This is a genomic window from Streptomyces sp. 3330 (genome assembly GCF_031456635.1).
In the GTDB taxonomy this organism is placed as follows: domain Bacteria; phylum Actinomycetota; class Actinomycetes; order Streptomycetales; family Streptomycetaceae; genus Streptomyces.
This window is the reverse complement of record NZ_JAVDVA010000026.1, coordinates 39,597-56,512: the sequence shown is the minus strand read 5'-3', so window position 1 is coordinate 56,512 and position 16,916 is coordinate 39,597. Positions and strand designations below refer to the sequence as shown.

Here is a 16,916-nt window from a genome sequence, read left to right as displayed (position 1 = left end):
CGCCGGCCTCCGGCGCCCGGGTCGCAGGTACTCCCGTCACGGGTGCCCGGGGCGCAGATGCCCCTCGTCACGGGTGCCCGGGTCGCCGGTGCCGGTGCCTCGGTCGCCGTGCCTCAGTTGCCGGTACCGGTGCCGCCCGAGCCGCTGCCGCTCGAGTCGGCCAGGTCGCCGATCCAGCCGGTGACGTCGTTGAACCAGCCGCTGATCAGCTGCCAGTAGTTCTTGCCGGTGCCGATCCAGCCCTGGAGCGGGCTCAGCTCCCAGATCAGCCATCCGGCCACGAACAGGATGACGATCGTGAACAGGCAGCCCTTCAGGCAGCCCAGCCCGGGGATCTTCATCGGGTTGGCGCTGCGCTGCCTCGGCTCCCGCGGCGGGCGGGGTTCCGGCTCGGGCCGCCGCCTCGGCTGCTGCTGGGGCTGCGGCGCGTACCGCTGGGGCTGCTGTTGCGGCTGCTGCGGCGGCGCGTACTGCTGTTGCTGCTGCCCCGGGTAGCCGTAGCCGGGGGGCTGCTGCTGGCGCTGCTGGGGCCGCTGCTGCTGAGGCCGCTGCTGGTTCTGCTGCGGATACGGCTGCTGCGGCTGCTGCGGCTGCTGCTGCTGGCGGGAGACCTGCCGCTGGGGGCGGCGGCGCAGCGGGTCCTCGCCGGGGTCGAGGTACTGCTGGACCTGCGTCGGCTCGTTGCGGTCGCGGGCGGCCCGCATCTGGGACTGCCAGGGATGCGGCTCCTGGCCCTGCTGGCCCTGCTGGCCCTGCTGGCCCTGCTGGTGCGGCGGCACCGGCGGCAGGACGGCCGTCGGATCGGCGGCGCCCGAAGGACCGCCGGTGTGCGGCAGCACCGCCGTGGGGTCGGCGGCGCCCGCGGGTCCGCCGGTGTGCGGCAGGACGCTGGTCGCGGCGTTCGGGTCGTAGGCCGCGCCGCCCGGCACGGTCGCGGGCGCCGGGTCGGGCGCGAGCAGGTGGCCGACGCCGTCGGCGGCGGCGATCTGCATCGAGTTGGCGTGCACCCCGATGCCCTCGGCGACGATGCGCAGCCCGCGCGCGAGGTTCTCGGCGCTCGGCCGGTCGTCGGGGTTCTTGCGCAGGCAGCGCTCGATGACCGTCCAGAGCGGGTCGGGGACCGTGGACGGGCGGCGCGGCTCGGCGTTCAGGTGCTGGTGGAGGACTTCGAGGGCGGAGCCGCCGGAGAACGGCGGACGCCCGGTGACCAGCTCGTACAGCAGGATGCCGGCGCCGTAGATGTCCACGGCCGAGGTCTGCGGGCGGCCCTCGGCGGACTCCGGCGCGACGTAGGCGGGCGTGCCGACGAACTCGCTGGTGCGGGTCAGGCCCGGGGAGTCGGCGAGGCGCGCGATGCCGAAGTCGGTGAGCAGCGGGTGCATCTGCCCGCCGTTCTGCATCAGCAGGACGTTGGCCGGCTTCAGGTCGCGGTGCACGACGCCGTCGGCGTGGCTGGCGGCGAGCGCGTCGGCGACCTGGGCGGTGAGCAGCGCGGCGGCGACCGGGGTGAAGGGGCCGTTCTCACGCAGGTAGCGGTGCAGGTCGGGGCCGTCGACGAGGTCCATGACCAGCGCCAGCAGATCGCCCTCGACGACCAGGTCGCGGACCCGGACGATGTTCGGGTGGGTCAGCCGCAGCAGCACCGACCGCTCGCGCAGGAAGCGCATCACGACGTCGGGGTCGTTCGCGAGCTCCTCCTTGAGGACCTTGATCGCGACGGTCTCCCCGGGCTGGCCGGCCACGGCCGCCTCGGCGCCCGCGGTCTCGCGCTGGCGCGCTCGCCAGACGGTGCCCGTGGCGCCGCGTCCGAGCGGCTCCTCGAGCAGGTACTTGCTGCCGACTGGCCGCACGTCACGCGCTCCCTGCTGCTTGCTTGCCTGTGCTGTCCGTGTTCCGACCCACTGTAGTGCCGCAGTGCGGACCCGGGGCTGTCGTCCTTATCCGAAAGAAAGACGCTTCACCCGGTCCTCCTGGTTGCCGCGACCGGACGTGACCGATCTCAACTGATCGCCGGTGACGCACTTGTCAGGCACTTTTGCGGGCAGAGCCGACCAATCAAGATCACTTGTTCCCCGGTGTGGGGCGCGTTGTCGGTGACAGGTGCGAGGATGCCTGCAGTACTGGCCGCTGTGCTCGTGTGGGGTGGGGGAAGTCCGCGCCCGTGCAGAAGGGACCGCTGACGGCGATGCAGATCCGGCTGACCGTCGTAGACCCGACGGGCCCGCCCTCCCCGGCGCCGGGCTCCGCTCGCGCGGGAGCACCTCAGGCGCGGGCCCGCACCACGAGCTGCGACGTGCTCGTCACGGCGCCCGCCGGCACCGCCCTGGCCGCGGTGGCGTCCGCGCTGGCCGCGGCGGTCTCCGGGGAGGGCGCCCCGTCGGCCTCCTCCGCCGCGGCGGTCGTGCTCTACGCGGGCGTGGAGCGGCTCGACACCCAGCGCTGCACGCTCGGCGAACCGCCGCTGATCGACGGCGCGGTGCTGTCCCTGGGCGCCCCGGCCGACCCCGAGCCGCATCCCGAGGTCGACGAAGCCCCGGCCCGTCTGCACGTGGTGGCCGGGCCCGACGCGGGCGGGGTCCATCTGCTGCACGGCGGCCAGGTCCGCGTGGGCCGCTCCGCCGACGCCGACGTGCCCCTCGACGACCCGGACGTCTCGCGCCTGCACTGCGCGATAACGCTCTCCCCCGAGGGCCGTGTCACGGTCGCCGACCTCGGCTCCACCAACGGCACCACCCTGGACGGCTCCCGGATCCAGGACCGTCCCGTCCGTCTCGTCCCCGGCGCCCTGCTGCGCGTCGGCGAGTCGGCGCTGCGCCTGGCCCCGCCCGGCGGCCCGGGCCCGCGGGCGGCCACCACGCCGGACGGCGAGGGCCATGTCCGGGTGCCCTGCGCGGGAACCGACCCGGCGGCGGACGGCGAACCGTCCGGCGACCGTCTGGGCCCGGCCGCGGGCGCGCCGCACGCGCGTGCGGCGGGCGACGGCGCGGCCGGCCGGGAAGCCCCCGCGGGCCCGACCGGCCACGCCCACGGCACGGTGGACTGGCACGGCTCGCCGGAAGGCCGGGGCGGGCGGGCCCGCGACGCCGGGGACACCCGCCGGGCACCCGCGGTGGTGCCCGGCCAGGGCACGGCACCGCGCATCGAGAGCCGGTCCGGCGGCGTGGCGCGCACGGCAGAATCCGTGCGCGGGAACCCGCCCGCAGCCGCTCCCTCCGGCGGCGTGTCCGCACCGGGTGAGGGCTCCTCGGCCACCCACGCCGGCCGCTCGGGCCTCGGCTCGTACGCGCAGACCCACGACGCCGTCCGCGGACCGCACGGCGCGCCGGACGACACGCGCGCCCCGCACCGCCCCGCCGCCTCCGCCCCCGGCTCCGACGTCCCGGCCGGGTACCCCTACGACGACGTCCCCGAAGCCGACCCGCGCGCGGCCGCCCGCCGCAAGGGCACCCCGCTGCGCGGCACCGACGTCCCCCCGGGCGTCCGCAAGCGCGGAGGCCTCTCCGCGTGGGCGCGCCGGCTGGCCGGCGGCCGCGGCGACACACCGGACACGGACGACGCCCCCGGGAGCCGCGAGGAGGAGGCCGGGACGCGGTCGTACCCGTCGGCCGCCGCCTCCCCCGCGCCCGAGACCTGGCCGGACCCGGCGGCGCTGCTGCTGACGGCGCTCGGCCCGGGCCCCCGGCTGTGGGAACGCGGCCCCGGGCACCCCGAGGCGCTCACCGTGCGGCTCGGCACCGCCGACCGGCCGGCGCCCGACGGCTCGGGCCTGCTGCCCGCCGTCCCGGTGACGACGGGGCTGCGCGAGGTCGGCGCGCTCGGTCTGGCCGGACCGCGCCCGCGGCTGTCCGGGCTGGCCCGCGCGGTGCTGGCCCAGCTGGCCGCGCTGCACTCCCCCGACACCCTGGAAATCGTCCTGATCAGCACCGACCGCGCCCGCTCCGAGGAGGAGCGGGTCGCCGAGTGGTCCTGGCTCGGCTGGCTGCCGCAGCTGCGCCCGGGGCACGGACAGGACTGCCGTCTCCTGCTCGCCTACGACCGCGACCAGGCCACGGCCCGCGCCGACGAGCTGCTGCGCCGCCTGGAGGACCACCTGGCCGACAGCGCGGGCGGCCCGAGCGGCACGGGAAGCGGCGCCGGACCGGTGGTGCCCGCGCCTCGCGGCGCGGCCCGCCGTCCCTCCTGGGCCGTGCCGGACGAGACGGGCGACGGCGGCTTCCCCGGCCCGTACACCGTGGTCGTCGTGGACGGCGATCCCGGCGGCGCCGACCTGCGCGAGGCGGTGGCCCGGCTGGCGGTGGCCGGACCGCGCGCCGGGATACACCTCGTCTGCCTGGCCGAGACGCCCGCCGCCTCCCCTTCCTCTCCGGTGACCGAGACCTACGAAGCGGCCTGTGCCGCAGCACCCACCTTCCGCGCCTGCGGAGCCGTCGCGCTGCTCAGCGGGGACGTGGCGACGGCGCTGCGGCTGCTGCGGGTCGCGCCGGCCGGGGCGGAGACGGAGCGGCCCGGCCCGGTGGGGCCCGGCACGGTCGGCGCGGTGGACGCGGTCTCCCTCGCCTGGGCCGAACGCTTCGCGCGCGCCCTCGCACCGCTGCGCCCGGACGGCGCCGGCGGCGGCGAGCGGCACACGCGTGTGTCGGCTCCGCTGCCCCAGTCGGCCCGGCTCCTGGACAAGCTCGGGCTCGCCCGGGCCACGCCCGCCTCGCTGATGGCCCGCTGGGCGGACGCGGCGGACGACGCCGAGGCGCTCGGCGGCCGGGCGTGGGCCGTGCTCGGCGCGGGGCCGCGCGGCCCGGTCGGCGTGGACCTGGTCGCCGAGGGCCCGCATCTGCTGATCGAGGGCCCGACCGGCAGCGGGCGTACGGAGCTGCTGCGGGCGGTCGTGGCCTCGCTGGCCGCCGCCGAGCGGCCGGACCGGCTGGGCATCGTCCTGCTGGACGGCCGCGACACCGTCGGCAAGGGCGGCGACGGTCACGGCGACGGCCTGCGGATCTGTACGGACGTACCGCATGTCACCACCCACCTCACCGCCAACGACCCCGTCCGCATGCGGGAGTTCGCGCAGTCGCTGAGCGCCGAGCTGAAGCGGCGGTCCGAACTGCTGGGCCGGTCCGGCTTCGTGGAGTGGCACACCCAGCGCGCGGTGTCCGGCCGTATCGTCCCGCAACGCACCCCGAACGCCCCGTCCCCGGGAGCCGCGCTCGGTGGCTCCGGCGGCGGCGCCGCGGACATCGAGAGCCCGTCCAGTGCCACGCTGCGGCTGCGCCCGGGCGCGGCCGCCCGGCAGCGGGCCGAGGCGGCGCCCCCGCTGCCCCGTCTGGTGGTGGTCGTCGACGACCTGGACGCCCTCGTCTCGCCCGCCCTCGGCTCCCCCGGCCGGCCGGCCGCCGGCTCGGTGATGCGCGCGCTGGAGGCGGTGGCCCGCGAGGGCGAGCGGCTCGGCGTGCACCTGGTGGTCGCGGCGGGCCCCGGGGGCCGTACGGCGGAGTCGGAACCGGCCCGGCTGTCCACCGTTCGGATCACTCTGGACCCGCCGGGTTCCGGCACCGACGAACCGGCGCCCGGCCGGGGGCGGCTCAAGGGCGCGGACGGCCGCCTCACCCCCTTCCAGGGCGGCCGTGTCACGGGCCGCATCCCCCGTACGGCGACGCAGCGCCCCACGGTGGTCCCCCTGGAGTGGCAGCGCATGGGCGATCCCCCGGCCCGCCGCCCGGTACGGGAACTGGGCAACGGCCCGACGGACCTGGCCCTGCTGGCCAGCGCCCTGGAGCGCGCCGCACGGCAGCTCAGCCCGACCGGAAGCGCGCCCGCCGGCGGCGCGTGAGCCGAGGCCCTTCGGGGCCGGTGTCGGCCCGGGCGGGCCCGGCGTCAGCCCAGGCAGGCCCGGCGTCAGCCCAGGCAGGCCCGGCGTCAGCCCAGGCAGGCCCGGCATCGGCCCGGGCGTCCCGAGCAGGTCACCCACGGGGAGGCGGCCCCCGGTCCACGGCCGCGTCGGACGAACCCGGCCCTGCCCTGCCCTGCACCGACCCCACTACACACCGCCCCCGCGCCGGTCCGGCACGGCACCGCACCGGCCACGCGCCCGGTGCGATCACGCCCGGTGCGATCTCGCCCGGTGCGATCACGACGCGGTCACGATCCCCCGGTTGACAGCACAGGCGCTCTTGCCGAGCCCGGACACCCGGCGTAGACCAGTGCTCACGGGACAGCGCTCGAACGTTCACGAGTCGACGAGGACGAAGAACGGGGCAGTGATGCGCAGCACGAGCAACACCATCGGGACACGCAGAACCGTGAAGGCGGCCGCCACGCTCCTGGCGGGAGCGCTCGCGCTCTCGCTCACCGCGTGCGGCAGCGACGACGACAAGAGCGGCGGGAGCGGCAGCAGCACCGGAAGCAAGGAGTCCGGCGGCACGCTCGCCCTCCCCGAGCTCGACGGCACCACGCTCGAAGTGGCCGCCGTCTGGACCGGCACGGAACAGGCGAACTTCAAGAAGGTCCTCGCCGAGTTCGAGAAACGCACCGGCGCGAAGATCACCTTCGTGCCCGCACAGGACCCGATCATCAACTTCCTCGGCTCGAAGATCGCGGGCGGCTCACCGCCGGACGTGGCGATGCTGCCGCAGCCGGGCGCCATCAAGCAGGCCGCCGACAAGGGCTGGGCCAAACCGCTGGGCGCCGAGGCCCAGGCGGAGCTCGCGAAGAACTACTCGCAGGGCTGGCAGGACATCGGGAAGGTGGGCGACAAACAGTACGGCGTCTACTACAAGGCCGCCAACAAGTCGCTGATCTGGTACAACGCCAAGGTCTTCGAGAACGCGGGCGCCGGCGACCCCGCGACGTGGAAGGACCTGCTGGCCACCGCGCAGACGGTGTACGACTCCGGCGTCACCCCGTTCTCCGTCGGCGGCGCCGACGGCTGGACCCTCACCGACTGGTTCGAGAACGTCTACCTCTCCCAGGCCGGCCCGGAGAAGTACGACCAGCTCGCCCAGCACAAGATCAAGTGGACGGACCCCTCCGTGAAGGAGGCCCTGACCACGCTGGCCCAGGTCTGGGGCAAGAAGGACTGGGTGGCGGGCGGCGCGAGCGGCGCGCTCCAGACCGAGTTCCCCGCCTCGGTGACCCAGACCTTCACCGGCGGCGAGCAGCCCAAGGCGGCGATGGTCTACGAGGGCGACTTCGTGCAGGTCAACATCGCCGACACCAAGGCGAAGGTCGGCACGGACGCCAAGGTGTTCCCGTTCCCGAAGGTCGGCGACACCGCGCCGGTGGTCTCCGGGGGTGACGCGGCCGTCATCCTGAAGGACTCCAAGGGCGCCCAGGCGCTGGCGACCTTCCTGGCCTCGCCGGACGCGGCGGAGATCCAGGCGAAGCTCGGCGGCTATCTCTCGCCGAACAAGAACGTCGACGTCTCCGTGTACCCCAACGAGGTCCAGCAGACGATCGCCAAGGCGCTGATCGCGGCCGGCGACGACTTCCGCTTCGACATGTCCGACCAGGCCCCGCAGGCCTTCGGCGGCACCCCGGGCAAGGGCGAGTGGAAGGACCTCCAGGACTTCCTGAAGAACCCGACGGACGTGGCCGGCACCCAGGCGAAACTGGAGTCGGACGCGGCAGCGGCGTACGGGAACTGACGCGGAGATGGCGACGCCCGCGGCGGCGGGGGCTCCCGGGGCCCCCGCCCCTCCTCGCCCGCGCAAGAGTGTGACCGGCACCCGAAGGACCGTGGCCGCGCTGTTCCTGCTGCCCGCCCTGGTGCTGCTCGGCGCGCTCGTGGTCTACCCGATCGGGTACTCGGTCGTGCGCAGTCTCTACGACCAGTCCGGCGACGGATTCGCCGGCGCCGACAACTACAAGGCCCTCTTCACGGACGACGGCATCCGCACCGCCCTGAAGAACAACGTGATCTGGGTGGTGTTCGCGCCGACGGTCGCGACCGCGCTCGGTCTGATCTTCGCGGTGCTCACCGAACGGGTGCGCTGGGGCACCGCGTTCAAGCTGGTCGTCTTCATGCCGATGGCGATCTCCATGCTCGCCGCCGGCATCATCTTCCGGCTGGTCTACGACCAGGACCCGGACAAGGGCGTCGCCAACGCGGTGTGGGTGGGCGTCCACGACACGTTCGCCGAGTCGTCGGCGTTCCCGAAGGCCCACCCGGGCCGCGACTCGCCGCTGCGGCCGCAGGGCGGCGGCTTCATCACCGAGGCCCCGGTGCGCACCGGCGTCCCGGTCGCCCTTCCGCTGGTCGGCGTGGCCCCGGACCAGATGCCCGGCAGTGCAAAGAAGGCGGTGAAGGCGCGGCCCGCCCAGGGGGAGATCACCGGGACCGCCTGGCAGGACTTCACCCGCGGCAAGGGCGTCGGCACCCTCGGCGCGCCCGACCCGTCCGAACGGGGCTACGCCGGGATGAAGATCGAGGCCGTGAAGGACGGCGAGGTGGTGGCCTCGACGAAGGCGGCCGCCGACGGCACCTTCACGCTGCCGGGCGAGGCCGACGGCGCGCGGCTCCGGCTGCCCGCGAGCAACTTCAAGGAGGCGTACAACGGCCTGGACTGGCTCGGCCCGTCGCTGGTCACGCCGGCGATCATCGGCTCGTACATCTGGATGTGGGCGGGCTTCGCGATGGTGCTGATCGCGGCCGGCCTGTCGGGGATCCCGCGGGAGCTGCTCGAAGCGGCCCGGGTGGACGGCGCCAACGAGTGGCAGGTGTTCCGCAGAGTCACCGTCCCGCTCCTGGCGCCGGTCCTCGCGGTCGTCGCCGTCACCCTGATGATCAACGTGCTGAAGGTCTTCGACCTGGTCTTCATCATCGCCCCCGGCTCCTCGCAGGACGACGCGAACGTGCTCGCCCTGGAGCTGTACCGCAAGGGCTTCTCCGAGGACCAGCCGGGCATCGCCAGCGCCATCGCGGTGTTCCTGCTGCTGCTGGTGATCCCGGTGATGTGGTTCAACGTGCGTCGGCTCAGGCGGGAGGTCAGGCGATGAGCGGGCGACTCGAGTGGGTCATGGCCAAGCTCAACGGCGGGCTGGTGCGCGCCTTCCTGATCGTCGTCGGCCTGTTCTGGCTGGTGCCGACCATCGGGTTGCTGATCTCCTCGCTCCGCGCACCCGAGGACATGAGCGCCGACGGCTGGTGGACCGTGTTCAGCGAGCCCTCCCGACTCACCTTCGACAGCTACCGGAAGCTGCTGGAGAACGGCGACATCACCAGCTCCCTGGTCAACACCGTGCTGATCACGGTGCCGGCGACGGTCCTGGTCGTCGTCATCGGCGCGCTCGCGGGCTACGCGTTCGCGTGGATGGAGTTCCCGGGCCGGGACTGGTGGTTCCTGGGCGTCGTGGGACTGCTGGTCGTGCCCGTGCAGGTGGCGCTCATCCCGATCGCCGAACTGTTCGGCGAGATCGGCCTGTTCGGCAACATCCTGGGGGTGATCCTGTTCCACGTCGGGTTCGGACTGCCCTTCGCGGTGTTCCTGCTGCGGAACTTCTTCGCGGAGATCCCCCGCGAACTGCTGGAGGCGGCCCGTCTCGACGGCGCCGGTGAACTGCGGCTGTTCGCCCGCGTCGTGATGCCGCTCGGCGGGCCCGCGATCGCGTCCCTGGCCATCTTCCAGTTCCTGTGGGTGTGGAACGACATGCTGGTGGCGCTGGTGTTCACCAACGCGGACAGCCAGCCGATCACGGTCGCCCTCCAGACCCAGGTACGGCAGTTCGGCAACAACATCGACGTGCTCGCGCCCGGCGCGTTCATCTCGATGGTGATCCCGCTGGCCGTGTTCTTCGCGTTCCAGCGGCAGTTCGTGTCCGGCGTGATGGCGGGCGCGGTCAAGTAGCCGGTCGGCGGCCGGTGGACCAGGGGCGGGCCGGATCATCGGCCCGTCCCTTTCCGTTCACCCGCAATCCCCCGAATGCCGTACGAACCGTAACCGATTCACTCCATCGGCCGTTTCCGGGCAAGGCCCTGTCTTCCGCCCGCGCCGACCCATGGATGTCCCTTGCCCAGGTTCAGTGTCATCGTCCCCGCGTACAAGGTTCAGGCGTACCTGCACGAGTGCCTCGACTCGGTGCTGTCCCAGTCGTTCACCGATCTCGAACTGATCGTCGTCGACGACCGCTCCCCGGACGCCTGCGGCGAGATCATCGACGAGTTCGCGGCCCGTGACGAGCGGGTGCGCGCCGTGCACCTGCCGGAGAACGTCGGCCTGGGGCAGGCCCGCAACGCGGGACTGGAGCGGGCGACGGGCGACTACCTGCTGTTCCTGGACTCCGACGACACCCTCACCCCGGACGCGCTGCGCGCGATCGCCGACCGGGTGCGGGAGACGGACGAGCCGGACGTCCTGGTCTACGACTACGCGAGCACGTACTGGTCGGGCGAGACGGTACGCAACCAGTTCGCCGCGCAGCTCACCGAGGAGGGCGACGCGCCCTTCCGGCTGGAGGACCGTCCGGGGCTGCTCAGGGTGCTGATGGTGGCCTGGAACAAGGCCTACCGGCGGGAGTTCGTCGAGAGCGTGGGCCTGACGTTCCCGTCCGGCTACTACGAGGACACCCCGTGGACGTACCCGGCGCTGATGGCCGCCGAGTCGCTGGCGACGCTGGACCGGGTCTGCGTGCACTACCGGCAGCGACGCCGGGGCAGCATCCTGTCCACCACCAGCCGGGGACACTTCGACGTCTTCGAGCAGTACGACCGGGTCTTCGCGTTCGTCGAGCAGCGGCCGGAACTCGCGCACTGGCGGCCGGTGTTGTTCCGCCGCATGGTCGACCACCTCTCGACCGTGTTCACCAAGCGCGACCGGCTCCCGCGCGGTTCTCGCGCCGAGTTCCTGCGCAGGGCCCGCGCCCACTACCGCCGTTACCGCACCCCGGGCTTCCCGGTCCCGCTGCGCTCCCGGCTGCGCCACACGCTCGTCCACTTCGGCGTGCACCGCACCTACCGTGTGCTCCAGGCGTCCATGACCGTGCGCCGGCGCACCCACAAGGCCGTCGCGAAACTCGCCCGCGGGCTGCGTGCGGCCGTCCTGCAGGCCCACTACCGCGTCCAGTTGAAGCTGCCGCTGCGCGCCGACCGGGCCGTGTTCGCCGCGTACTGGGGGCGCGGGCACAGCTGCAACCCGGGCGCGCTGGAGGCCGCGTTCCGCACCTTCGCGCCGCAGGTCCGCACCGCGTGGATCGCCCGGCCCGAGCACCAGGCGGCCGTCCCGCCCGGACCGCGCCAGGTGCGTCCCGGGACGGCCGCCTACTGGACGGCGCTGGCCCGCTCCAAGTACCTGGTGAACAACGTCAACTTCGACCGGCGGCTGGTCAAGCGCCCCGGCCAGGTCTTCGTGCAGACCCAGCACGGCACGCCCCTCAAGCACATGGGCCTCGACCTCCAGGAACGCCCCGCGGCCGCACGCGACATGGACTTCGCCGAGTTGCTGAGGGGCGTCGACAAGTGGGACTACGTCCTGTCGGCCAACCGCCACACCACCCTCACCTGGGAGCGGGTCTACCCCGGCCGCTACGAGACGCTCGAGTACGGCTATCCGCGCAACGACGTCTTCCAGCGGGCGACCCCGGACGACGTGACCCGGCTGCGCGAGTCCCTCGGCATCCCCCGCGACACGGTCGCCGTCCTCTACGCGCCCACCCACCGCGACTACCGCCGCGTCCAGCGCTCGCATCTCGACCTGGAGCGCGTCCTGCGCCGCCTGGGGCCCCGCTTCGTGATCCTGGCCCGCGCCCACTACTGGCAGGAGGCGCCGGAAGGCCGGCCGGTGCCCGGTGTCATCGACGTCACCGACCACCCGAGCGTGGAGTCCCTCTGCCTGGCCTCGGACGCCCTGGTCACCGACTACTCGTCCCTCATGTTCGACTACGCGGGCCTCGACCGTCCGATCGTGATCCACGCGGACGACTGGGAGGCCTACGAGGCGGCCCGCGGCACCTACTTCGACCTGCGCGCCTGCCCGCCGGGCGCGGTCGCGCGCAGCGAGGACGAGCTGATCGACATCTTCGCGACCGGTCACTGGCGCGGCTCGCGCTCCACCCAGCTGCGGGCCGCGTTCCGCGAGCGGTTCTGCCCCCACGACGACGGCCGCGCCGCCGAGCGCGTCGTACGGCGGGTCGTGCTGGGCGAGACGCGGCTGCCCCCGGTCGTGCCGCTCGCCGAGCGCCGTCCGGTGCCGTCGGCGGCCGCCTCGGCGGCGATGCCCGCGGGACGCCCGGCGCTCGCCCATGTGCCACCGCCCGCCGGCCCGGTCACCCCCGTCACCGACCGGCGCTGAACCCGTCCGCCCCTCCGGGAGTCGCCATGTCCTCCGCCGGCTCGTCGCGGCCCACCCCGACCCGGCCGCCCGCCTGGCGGCCGGCCGGGCGGCCCGGCCGTCGCCCGAAGAACTCCGCCGCGGACCGGCCCCGGTGGCCCGTCCGTCGCGGACCGTCCGCCGCAACGACAGAGAAAGAGCAGCATGCCCCGCTTCAGCATCATCGTCCCGTCCCATGGGGTCGCGGGCCGGTTGTCCCTGGCGCTGGACTCCGTCCTGGCCCAGTCCTTCGGCGACTTCGAGCTGATCCCGGTCAGCGACGCACCCGGCGCCCCGGCCGCGGGCCTCGCCGCCGGGTACGCCCGGCGGGACTCCCGGGTGGCCCCGGTGCACTCGCCGCCGTCCGCGGGGCTGAGCGGGGCGCGCAACACCGGCATGCGGGCGGCGACCGGCGCGTATCTGCTGTTCCTCGACGGTGACGACGTCCTCGCCCCGGGCGCCCTGGCGGCGCTGGACGCCCGGCTGACCGAGACCGGCGACGTCGACGTCCTGTACGCCGAGCACGAGCGCACCCCCTGGTGGGACGGGGAGCCGGCCAACCCGGCCGCCGCGCTGCTGGCGGGGACCCCGAAGGGCGCCTTCTCCCCCGCCGAGGCCCCGCACCTCACCGGCGTGCGGCTGCCCGCGTGGGGCACGGCCTACCGGCGCTCCTTCGTCACCGAGCACCGGCTCGCCTTCCCCGACGGGCACTTCACGGACGTCGGCTTCGGCGGTCTGGTCACCGTGCACGCCGAGCGGATCGCGGTGCTGCGCTCGGTCGTCGTACGGCATCTGCTGCGGCGGCAGGGCAACCGGCTGCAGCTGCCGGGCGCCCACCATCCGGAGCTCCTGGACCGGACCGACGCGGTGCTGAGCCGGGCCGCCGAACTCGGGCTGTCCGGGGACCGGACGGGCCCGCTCTTCGAGCAGCTCTTCGCCGCCGTCCTGAAGACGGCCGCGCATCCGGCCCGGCTGACCGGACGCCACCGCCGGGCCTTCTTCCGCCGCGCGGGCCGGCTGTACCGGCGCCACCGCCCGGCCGGTTTCCGCGGGCCGGGCGGCAGCCTGGGCGTGCAGCACCGGCTGCTGGCGGTGGGCGCGTACACCGCGTTCCGCGCGCTGCGCGGCGCCAACCAGAAGGCCGCGGGCGCCGTCGAGCGGCTCCCGCGCCCCCGGGGACTGCGCACCCGCCTGCTCTACCGGCGTCACCTGCGCCGCCGTATCGACCCCAACCTGGCGGTGTACTGCGCCTATTGGGGGCGCGGTTACGCGTGCAGCCCGGCCGCGATCCACGCCAAGGCCGCCGAACTCGCCCCGCACATCCGCTCGGTGTTCCTGGTCGAGGCGGACCAGGCGCACGCGATGCCGGACGGCGTCGACCACGCCGTCATCGGCAGCCGCCGCTCCTGGCAGGTCCTGGCCCGCGCCAAGTACCTGGTCAACAACGCCAACTTCGCGGAGGGCGTCGTCAAGCGCGAGGGCAGTGTGCATGTGCAGACCCAGCACGGCACCCCGCTCAAGAAGATGGGCGTCGACCAGTCGACGTACCCGGTCGTCGCCGCCGCGACCGGCTCCTTCACCAAGCTGCTGGGCCGCGTGGACCGCTGGGACTACAACCTCTCCTCCAACACCCACTCCACCCAGATGTGGGAGCGCGCCTTCCCGGGCTCGTACGAACAGCTGGAGTACGGCTATCCGCGCAACGACGTCTTCTACACGGCGACCGCCGCCGACGTGGCCCGGATCCGGCGGGAGCTGGGGGTGCCGGAGGGCAGCACGGCCGTCCTGTACGCGCCCACCCACCGCGACTACCACACCGGTTTCGAGCCGGGCCTGGACCTGGAGGCCTTCTGCGAGGCGGCCGGCGAGGACGTCGTCGTGCTGCTGCGTGCGCACTACTTCTACGACGGCGGCGGCCGGCGCGGCACCGGCCGGATCATCGACGTCACCGGTCACCGCTCCTCCGAGGAGATCTGCCTGGCCGCCGACGCGCTGGTCACCGACTACTCGTCGATCATGTTCGACTACGCCAACCTGGACCGGCCGATCGTCGTGTACGCCGACGACTGGGACGTCTACCGGGAGACCCGGGGCGTCTACTTCGACCTGATGGCGGCCCCGCCGGGGCCGGTCGCCCGCACGCCCGGGGAACTGGCCCGGGTGTTCCGCGACGGCGCGTACCGGGACCGCGCGTCCGCCGCCCGCCGGGCCGCGTTCCGGTCCCGTTTCTGCCAGTTCGACGACGGCCGGGCCGCCGAGCGCGTGGTGCGCCGGGTGCTGCTCGGCGAGCCCCCCGAGGCGATCGCGCCCGTGCGGCCGCTCGCCGAGCGCGTCCCGGCCCCCGCCGCCTCCACCCTCGTAAGGAGCTGACCTCCGCAGTGCCCCGCTTCAGCATCATCGTCCCCTGTTTCAAGGTGCAGGGCTTCCTGCGCGAGTGTCTCGACTCGGTCCTGGAGCAGTCGTACCGGGACATCGAGGTGATCGCCGTCGACGACCGCTCACCCGACGGCTGCGGCGCGATCCTCGACGAGTACGCGGCCCGCGACGACCGTGTCCGGGTCCTGCACCTGCCGGAGAACGCCGGCCTCGGCCGCGCCCGCAACGCCGGCATGCCGCTCGCGGGCGGCGACTACCTGTTCTTCCTCGACAGCGACGACACCCTCACCCCGGGCGCGCTGGGCGCGATGGCCGACCGGCTCGACGAGGCCGGCGACCCGGACGTGCTGGTCTTCGACTACGCGCGCACCTACTGGTGGGGCGGCACCCGCAGGAACGCCCTCGCCCATGTCCTCGCCGAGGCCGGGGACGGCACCTTCACGGCCGCCGAACGGCCCGAGATCCTCGACCTGTTGATGGTCGTGTGGAACAAGGTCTACCGGCGGGAGTTCGTCGGGCGGAACGGGTTCTCCTTCCCGCCCGGCTACTACGAGGACACGCCCTGGACGTTCCCGGTCATGCTCAGCGCGGAGCGGATCGCCGCCCTGGACCGGATCTGCCTCCACTACCGACAGCGGCGGCAGGGCAACATCCTGTCCACCACCAGCCGCAAGCACTTCGACATCCACGACCAGTACGAGCGGGTCTTCGCCTTCGTCGACTCCCGTCCGGAACTGGCGGGCTGGCGGCCGTACCTGCACCGCAAGATGGGCGAGCACTGTCTCGACATCCTCGCCAAGCCGGACCGGCTGCCGCCCGCCGACAAGGGCGAGTTCTTCCGCCGCACGGCCGAGCTGTTCGCCCGCCACAAGCCCGCCGGTGAGCCGGTGCCCGCCGGACTCCGCTCCCTGGAGGGCGGCTACGCGGCCTACCGGATCAGGCGGAGGGCCGCGCAGGCGGGCCGGGAAGCCGCCCGGCGCGGCGGGCAGGCGGGCCGGGCGGCGGCCGGGCGGCTGCGCCGGGTGCCGGGCGCCGTGCGCGGGCACCGCCCGCCGGACCCGCGGCTCGTCCTGTACTCGGCGTTCTCGCACCGGGGCGTGCTCGGCGATCCGGGAGCCGTCTACACGAAGGCGCGGGAGATCGCACCGCAGCTGCGCGGGGTGTGGGTGGTGCGGGACGAGGAGACGGCCGAGCGGCTGCCGGCGGGCGTGGAGCACGTCCTGCTCGACTCCCCCGCCTACCGGCGCGTCGCCGCGCGGGCCGGCTTCTTCGTCAACAACGTCAACTGGCCGGGCGCCCTGGCCAAACGGCCGGGCAGCGTCCACATCCACACCCACCAGGGCACCCCGCTGAAGTACATGGCGGCCGACCTGCTCCGGCGGCCCGGCGCCCGGCACGGCGTGGACGTGCCGCAGATGCTGCGCCGCGCCGACCGCTGGGACTACAGCCTGGTCGCCAACCAGCACTCCGAGCTGGTGTGGGAGCGGGCGTACCCGTGCCACTTCACGTCGGTGCGGTCCGGGAGCCCGCGCAACGACGTGCTGGTGAACGCCGGCGCGCAGGCGGGTCTCGCGGTCCGCGCCCGGCTCGGCATCCCGGCCGGCGACACGGTCGTGCTGTACGCGCCGACCCGCCGCGACTATGTGCGCGGCGGACACGTCGACCGGTTCGACCCGGCCCGGCTCGCCGCCGACCTGGGCGAGGGGCACACCCTCGTCGTACGGCTGCACCCGTCGCTGGCCACCGGTCCGGCGCGCGGGGCGGGCCTGGCCGACCTGCACCGGCGCGGGGTGCTGGTGGACGCGACGGACGAGCCGCACGTCGAGGACGTCATGCTGGCCTCCGACGTGCTGATCACCGACTACTCGGCCCTGATGTTCGACTACGCCAACCTGGACCGGCCGATCGTCGTGCACGCCGACGACTGGGCCGCGTACACGGCGAGCCGGGGCGCCTACTTCGACGTCACCGCCGACGCGCCCGGCCATGTCGCGCGCACCTACCGGGAACTGGCGTGGCTGCTGGCCTCCGGGAGCTGGCGCGACGAGGAGTCGGCGCGGCTGCGGGCGGGTTTCCGGGAGCGGTTCTGCGCCTACGACGACGGGCGGGCCGCCGAGCGGGTCGTGCGGCGGCTGCTGCTGGGCGAGGAGTTCCCCGAGGGGCCCGCCGTCGTCGCGCGGGTTCCCGGACCGGCCGGCGCCCGCGATCTGCTCGCGTCGACGTGACGGCTCCCCCGCGGCCGCGCAC

General features: G+C 74.3%; 8 protein-coding genes. 7 read left to right on the top strand and 1 reads right to left on the bottom strand.

What is annotated here, in order from left to right; genetic code table 11:
• Positions 1-113 precede the first annotated feature (113 nt).
• Positions 114-1,850 carry a serine/threonine-protein kinase gene (locus tag J2X68_RS32925; protein ID WP_310436261.1) on the bottom strand — a complete coding sequence of 579 codons (1,737 nt, stop codon included), beginning with the start codon at positions 1,848-1,850 and terminating at the stop codon, positions 114-116.
• A 335-nt stretch (positions 1,851-2,185) separates the two neighbouring features.
• Here J2X68_RS32925 and J2X68_RS32920 point away from each other — a divergent pair, with 335 nt between their 5' ends.
• The 7 genes from J2X68_RS32920 to J2X68_RS32890 all read left to right on the top strand — a co-directional run bounded on the left by J2X68_RS32920 (position 2,186) and on the right by J2X68_RS32890 (position 16,894).
• Positions 2,186-5,824 (top strand): FHA domain-containing protein, encoded by a 3,639-nt coding sequence (locus J2X68_RS32920; RefSeq protein ID WP_310436288.1) that lies wholly within the window; start codon positions 2,186-2,188, stop codon positions 5,822-5,824.
• Positions 5,825-6,254: 430 nt separating this feature from the next.
• Positions 6,255-7,637: an ABC transporter substrate-binding protein gene (locus tag J2X68_RS32915; RefSeq protein WP_310436260.1), complete on the top strand. Its 1,383-nt coding sequence runs from the start codon at positions 6,255-6,257 to the stop codon at positions 7,635-7,637.
• 70 nt (positions 7,638-7,707) lie between these two features.
• Complete coding sequence (locus J2X68_RS32910; RefSeq protein ID WP_310436259.1) at positions 7,708-8,988, top strand: sugar ABC transporter permease; 1,281 nt, start codon at positions 7,708-7,710, stop codon at positions 8,986-8,988.
• Positions 8,985-9,836, top strand: coding sequence for a carbohydrate ABC transporter permease (locus J2X68_RS32905; RefSeq protein WP_310436258.1), 852 nt, complete (start codon positions 8,985-8,987; stop codon positions 9,834-9,836). The genes J2X68_RS32910 and J2X68_RS32905 overlap by 4 nt, the downstream gene beginning before the upstream one ends.
• Positions 9,837-9,998: 162 nt before the next feature.
• Positions 9,999-12,275, top strand: a complete 2,277-nt coding sequence (locus J2X68_RS32900; protein WP_310436257.1) for a bifunctional glycosyltransferase family 2 protein/CDP-glycerol:glycerophosphate glycerophosphotransferase — start codon at positions 9,999-10,001, stop codon at positions 12,273-12,275.
• A 183-nt stretch (positions 12,276-12,458) separates the two neighbouring features.
• Positions 12,459-14,663 carry a CDP-glycerol glycerophosphotransferase family protein gene (locus J2X68_RS32895; protein ID WP_310436256.1) on the top strand — a complete coding sequence of 735 codons (2,205 nt, stop codon included), beginning with the start codon at positions 12,459-12,461 and terminating at the stop codon, positions 14,661-14,663.
• Positions 14,664-14,671: 8 nt separating this feature from the next.
• On the top strand, positions 14,672-16,894 hold the full coding sequence (locus J2X68_RS32890) for a CDP-glycerol glycerophosphotransferase family protein (RefSeq protein WP_310436255.1): 2,223 nt from the start codon (positions 14,672-14,674) through the stop codon (positions 16,892-16,894).
• Positions 16,895-16,916 lie beyond the last annotated feature (22 nt).